This window comes from Actinomadura keratinilytica, assembly GCF_039539665.1.
GTDB classification, from domain to species: Bacteria; Actinomycetota; Actinomycetes; order Streptosporangiales; family Streptosporangiaceae; genus Spirillospora; species Spirillospora keratinilytica.
Genome location: NZ_BAABDO010000205.1, coordinates 1 through 5,800 on the forward strand (window position 1 = coordinate 1; position 5,800 = coordinate 5,800).

4 protein-coding genes are annotated in these 5,800 nt (G+C 70.6%); 3 read left to right on the forward strand and 1 reads right to left on the reverse strand.

From position 1 onward, the window contains the following. Positions 1–456: 456 nt before the first annotated feature. The 3 genes from ABD879_RS31710 (at position 457) to ABD879_RS31720 (ending at position 4,910) form a co-directional block, all read left to right on the forward strand. Positions 457–1,797 carry a family 43 glycosylhydrolase gene (locus tag ABD879_RS31710; RefSeq protein ID WP_345025458.1) on the forward strand — a complete coding sequence of 447 codons (1,341 nt, stop codon included), beginning with the start codon at positions 457–459 and terminating at the stop codon, positions 1,795–1,797. 20 nt (positions 1,798–1,817) lie between these two features. Next, positions 1,818–3,290, forward strand: a complete 1,473-nt coding sequence (locus ABD879_RS31715; RefSeq protein ID WP_345025459.1) for a family 43 glycosylhydrolase — start codon at positions 1,818–1,820, stop codon at positions 3,288–3,290. 312 nt (positions 3,291–3,602) lie between these two features. Then, on the forward strand, positions 3,603–4,910 hold the full coding sequence (locus ABD879_RS31720) for a glycoside hydrolase family 10 protein (protein WP_345025460.1): 1,308 nt from the start codon (positions 3,603–3,605) through the stop codon (positions 4,908–4,910). A 134-nt stretch (positions 4,911–5,044) separates the two neighbouring features. Here the strand turns inward: ABD879_RS31720 and ABD879_RS31725 are convergent. Then, on the reverse strand, positions 5,045–5,800 hold a 756-nt coding region (locus tag ABD879_RS31725; RefSeq protein WP_345025461.1), incomplete at its 5' end, for a dihydrolipoamide acetyltransferase family protein.

Genomic DNA, 5,800 nt, shown 5'->3' on the forward strand with positions numbered 1-5,800 from the left:
AACTCCTTGGCTCACAGAACGACATGGCTACGATCCGACTTGCGGCGGCGCCCGCCGCTCAAGCCCACCACGGAAGCGGCCCGCCATCCAGCCGCCGCATCCGCCGTCCGCCGCCCCGGCCGCGAACCGGCGGGGCCGCGAACCGTCGGGCGGCGGCGCGGGGCCGCGGAACCGTCATCGCCGCGCCTCCGGAGCCGCGCGGCGGGGGCCGCGGGGCCGGCGGGGACGGGCGTTGACGGGTGGGGAATGGGCGTCTACAGTCGCGGCAAGCGCTTTCCTGTGGCATTTCGCGAAGTGCCGGATCCGTCAGGCCGTGACCTGAGGAGTTCCGCGATGCCGGAGTTCTTTTCCGTGCGCAGAATCGTTCCCCTCGTGCTTTGCGCGCTGTTCGCAAGTGCGCTCGGCGCCGTTCCCGCAACGGCCGCGCCCAAAACCGCCGCGGCGGCGGCGCCGGGGGTGCGGTACACCAATCCGCTGGTGGAGCAGCGGGCCGATCCGCACATCTTCAAACACACCGACGGCCACTACTACTACACCGCGACCGTCCCCGAGTACGACCGCATCATCCTGCGCCGCTCCACCACCATCCAGGGGCTGGCGACGGCGCCGGAAAAAGTGATCTGGACCAAGCACCCGACCGGTGAGATGGGCGCCCACATCTGGGCTCCGGAAATCCACTTCATCGACGGCCGCTGGTACGTCTACTTCGCCGCCGGAAACGCCGAGGACGTCTGGCGGATCCGCATGTACGTGCTGGAGAACGCGGCGTCCGACCCGTTCACCGGAACCTGGCAGGAAAAGGGGCGCATCGCCACTCCCTGGGACACCTTCTCCCTGGACGCGACCACGTTCACCCACCGCGGCACGCGCTATCTCGTGTGGGCGCAGAATCCGCCGGGCACCGACATCAACTCCGGCATCTACATCGCCAAGATGGCCGATCCGTGGACCATCAGCGGGCAGCCCGCGCTGCTGTCGACGCCCACCTACGACTGGGAGACCCGCGGCTTCAAGGTGAACGAGGGGCCGGCGGTCATCGAACGGAACGGCCGGGTGTGGATGACGTTCTCGGCCAGCGCCACCGACAGCAATTACTGCATGGGCCTGCTGTCCGCGCCGTCGTCCGCCGACCTGCTGGACCCGGCGTCCTGGACCAAGAACCCGCAGCCGGTGTTCACCGGCAACGACGCCACCGGCCAGTACGGTCCGGGGCACAACTCCTTCACCACGTCCGAGGACGGGCTCAGCGACATCCTGGTGTACCACGACCGCGACTACAGGGACATCGTCGGCGACCCCCTGGACGACCCGAACCGCCGCACCCGGGTGCAGAAGCTCTACTGGAACGCCGACGGCAGCCCCAATTTCGGGATTCCGGTGAGCGACGGCGCCACCCCGTACCGCCTGGCCGCCCACAACTACCCCGAGCACCACATCCGGCACCGCGGCTCCCAGGTCGTGCTGGAATCCGGAACCGACGACCTGCCGGCGTCCCAGTTCAGGATCGTGCCGGGCCTGACCGGGAGCGGAACCGTCGCGCTGGAATCGGCCGACGACCCCGGCCACTTCCTGCGCCGCCAGGGCGCCGAGGTGCGGCTGGAGAGGAACGACGGGTCCGCCGCTTTCGCCGCCGACGCCTCCTTCCGGCAGCGCGCCGGGCTGGCCGACGCGCAGGCCGTCTCCTTCGAATCGGTGAGCCGGCCGGGAGAGTACCTGCGGCACCAGTACTTCCAGCTCAGGATCACCGCGGCCGCCGACGACCTCGGCCGCGCCGACGCGACCTTCCGGCTCGAATAGGACGCGACGAGGAACCGACGATGAAACGCCGTTCGCTCGTCCTGGCCGCCGTGCTGGTGCTGCTGTCGGCGCTCTTCGCCGCACCCGCCTCGGCCGCCCCGGGACGCCCGTTCACCAACCCGATCAAGAGCGTGAAGGGCGCCGACCCCTGGATCGTCCACCACGACGGGGACTACTACCTGATCACGACCACGTTCACCGGCGAACTGCAGATGCGCCGCTCGCCCACGCTGGCGGGCCTGGCCACCGCGCCGAGCGTCCAGGTCTGGGCGGACGCGACCGCCTCCCGCGGCACCAACTTCTGGGCGCCCGAACTGCATTTCGTCGACGGCCGGTGGTACCTGTACTACTCGGCGGGCGCGGTCGGCGAGCCGTGCTGCGACTCGCAGCGCACGCACGTGCTGGAGAGCGTCGGCGCCGACCCCATGGGCCCGTACCGGTACCGCAACATGCTCACCGGCGCCGGCCTCGGCCTGAACGGGTGGCTCATCGACGCGAGCCTGCTGCGCCTGAACGGACGCCTCTACCTGCTCGGCAGCGGCTTCATCGGCGGCAGCGCGCAGAGCCTGGTCATCGCGCCGATGTCCGACCCGTACACCGTGTCGGGGCCGTTCTCGCTCATCTCCTCGCCCGAATACGACTGGGAGGTGCAGAGCGGCGCCGTCAACGAGGCGCCGGTGGCGCTCCGGCGCGGCGGCCGGACCTTCGTCATCTACTCGGCCAGCGCCTGCTGGGGGCCCGACTACAAACTCGGCCAGCTCACCTACAACGGCGGCGATCCGCTGAGCGCGTCGTCGTGGACGAAGAAGCCGCAGCCGGTCTTCCAGCGCAACGACTCCGCCGGGGTCTACGCCCCCAGGCACAACGGCTTCTTCACCTCGCCGGACGGCACCGAGACGTGGATCGTCTACCACGCCAACTCCTCGGCGTCCGGCGGCTGCGACAACGGCCGCACCACCCGCGCCCAGAAGATCGGCTGGAACGCCGACGGCACCCCCGCCCTCGGTGCGCCGGTCGCGACGGGCACCACCCTGGACGGCCCGTCCGGCGAGACCGCCGCCACCCCCACCGCCTACACCGTCGTCAACCGCAACAGCGGCAAGTGCCTGGACCTGGCGAACGGCTCGTCCGCCGACGGCGCCGACGTCCGCCAGTGGACGTGCAACGGCACCACCGCCCAGCAGTGGCGCTGGGAGGACCTCGGCGACGACACCAGCCGCCTGGTCAACGTCGCCGGCGGCAAGGTGCTGGACGTGGCCGACTGCGGCACCGCCGACGGCACCGACGTGCGCCAGTGGTCCTGGCTGGACAACGCCTGCCAGCGGTTCCGCCCGATCGCCACGGACGAGGGCGGCTGGGTCCGCATCGCCAACGCCAACAGCGGCAAGGTGCTGGACGTGGCCGACTGCGGCACCGCCGACGGCACCGACGTGCGCCAGTGGTCCTGGCTGGACAACGCCTGCCAGCAATGGCGGCTGCGCCCCGTCTCCTGACCGATCCGAGCGCGCGAATGCCCCCTCGCCCCGGCCGCGGCGCGGGGGCATTCGCCCGGAACCGAAAGTTCCGCCCGCCCGCGAAAGTTTCGACGACTCCGAAACTTTCGCCGATTCCCGAAAGTTTCGGAGACTTCTTTCCGGAGTATTGTGGGCCAGCGTGGCGGCGCTTTGCGCGAGCAATGCGCTGAAAGGTTTCACGCCCGTGTTGACGCCATTCCGGAAGGAATTCACAATGAGCCTCCCCGGGCAGGGCCGGTCCGCTGAGGAGCCCGGGTGTTCCCGCCCCCCTGTTCCAGAAGGGAACCGCACATGCTCAGAGGCGTCATTCGGAAGGCGCTCGCGACGGGCGCCGCGGGCGTCGTCGCGATGGGCGTCGCGGCCGCGGTGGCACCGCCGGCCGACGCGGCGGCGAGCACACTCGGCGAGGCGGCCGCGCAGACCGGCCGCTACTTCGGCGCCGCGGTCGCCGCCAATCACCTCGGCGAGTCGCAGTACGTCACCGTGCTCGACCGCGAGTTCACCTCCGTCACCCCCGAGAACGAGATGAAATGGGACGCCACCGAGCCGTCCCGCGGGTCGTTCAACTTCGGCAACGCCGACCGCATCGTCAACCACGCGCAGAGCCGCGGCATGAAGATCCGCGGGCACACGCTGGTGTGGCACTCGCAGCTGCCCGGCTGGGTGAGCGGCCTGCCGTCGGCGAACGACGTGCGCTCGGCGATGAACAACCACATCAACCAGGTGATGGGCCACTACCGCGGCAAGATCCATTCCTGGGACGTGGTGAACGAGGCGTTCGAGGACGGCGGCAGCGGCGCCCGCCGCCAGTCGGTCTTCCAGCAGCGCCTCGGCGACGGCTACATCGAGGAGGCGTTCCGCACCGCCCGCGCCGCCGACCCGAACGCCAAACTCTGCTACAACGACTACAACATCGACGACGCCAACGCCGCCAAGACCCGGGCCGTCTACAACATGGTCCGCGACTTCAAGGCGCGCGGCGTGCCGATCGACTGCGTGGGCCTGCAGTCGCACTTCAACGCCCAGTCCCCGGTGCCGTCCAACTACCAGCAGAACATCGAGCAGTTCGCGGCGCTGGGCGTGGACGTGCAGATCACCGAGCTGGACATCGAGGGGTCCGGCAGCGCCCAGGCCGACAACTACCGCAGGGTCGTGCAGGCGTGCCTGGCGGTGTCCCGCTGCACCGGCATCACCGTGTGGGGCATCCCCGACCACTACTCCTGGCGCGCCAGCGGCACCCCGCTGCTGTTCGACAGCAACTACAACAAGAAGCCGGCCTACAACGCCGTCCTGGCGGCCCTGAACGGCTCCACCGAGGAGCCGCCCACCGACGAGTGCACCGCGACGATCATCCCCGGCCAGCAGTGGAACGACCGGTTCAACCTGTCGGTCGCGGTGTCGGGGACGAACAACTGGGTCGTCACGGTCCGCGTCCAGTACCCGCAGAAGATCATCGCGACCTGGAACGGGTCGCCGACCTGGGACTCCACCGGCAACGTGATGACGATGCGGCCCAACGGCAGCGGCAACACCTTCGGCTTCACCATCATGCACAACGGCAACTGGAACTGGCCGGCGGTGAGCTGCGCGGTCGGCTGACCCGCCGCGACACGGGCTCCGGCGCGGCGCCGGCACGCGGGTGACGCTCGGGGAGGCGTGCCGCGGCCGTCCCGGAAACGAGGATCGCCTGACCCCTCGGCCCCGGGGTCAGGCGATCCTCTCGCGTCCGTCCGTCAGGCGACGATCAGCAGCGGGTTCTCCAGCAGCTCGACCAGGCGGGCGAGGAAGCGGGCGCCGGTCGCGCCGTCGCAGGCGCGGTGGTCCACCGACAGCGTCACCGCCATGCGCTTGCCCGGCACGACCTGCCCGTCGCGCACCACCGGCTCGTCGCGCACCGCGCCGACCGCCAGGATCGCGGCCTCCGGCGGGTTGATGACGGCCGAGAAGCTGTCCACGCCGAACATGCCCAGGTTGCTGACGCTGAACGTGCCGCCGCTCATCTCCTGCGGGGTCAGCCTGCCCTCGCGGGCCCGCCCGGCCAGCTCGCGGGTCTCGGCGCCGATCCGCGAGACGCTCTTGCGGTCGGCGTCCCGGATCACCGGGACCACCAGGCCGTCGTCCACCGCGACCGCGACGCCGATGTGCACCCGCTTGTGCCGCAGCAGGTTCTCCTCGGTGAACGACACGTTCACCTCGGGGAACTCGCGCAGCGCGGTGGCGCACGCCTTCACCACCAGGTCGTTGAGGCTGACCTTGGCGGGGGCCAGCGCCTCGTTCAGCGTGGCGCGGAACTCCACCAGCTTCGCCGCGTCCACCTCGCGGTTGAGGTAGAAGTGCGGCGCGTTGCGCTTGCTCTCGGTGAGCCTGCGCGCCGCGACCTTGCGGAACCGGTTGAGCGGGACGACCTCGACGTCCTCGTCGGCCTGCGGCCGGGCGGGCGCCGCCTGCGGCGCGGCCGCCGGGGCGGCCTGCTCGGCGGGCGCCTGCTG

What these genes read in the sequence shown, in the direction of transcription:
- ABD879_RS31720 (WP_345025460.1), top strand. Translation starts at nt 3,603, where the DNA reads ATGCTCAGAGGCGTCATTCGGAAGGCGCTCGCGACGGGCGCCGCGGGC.
- ABD879_RS31715 (WP_345025459.1), top strand. Translation starts at nt 1,818, where the DNA reads ATGAAACGCCGTTCGCTCGTCCTGGCCGCCGTGCTGGTGCTGCTGTCG.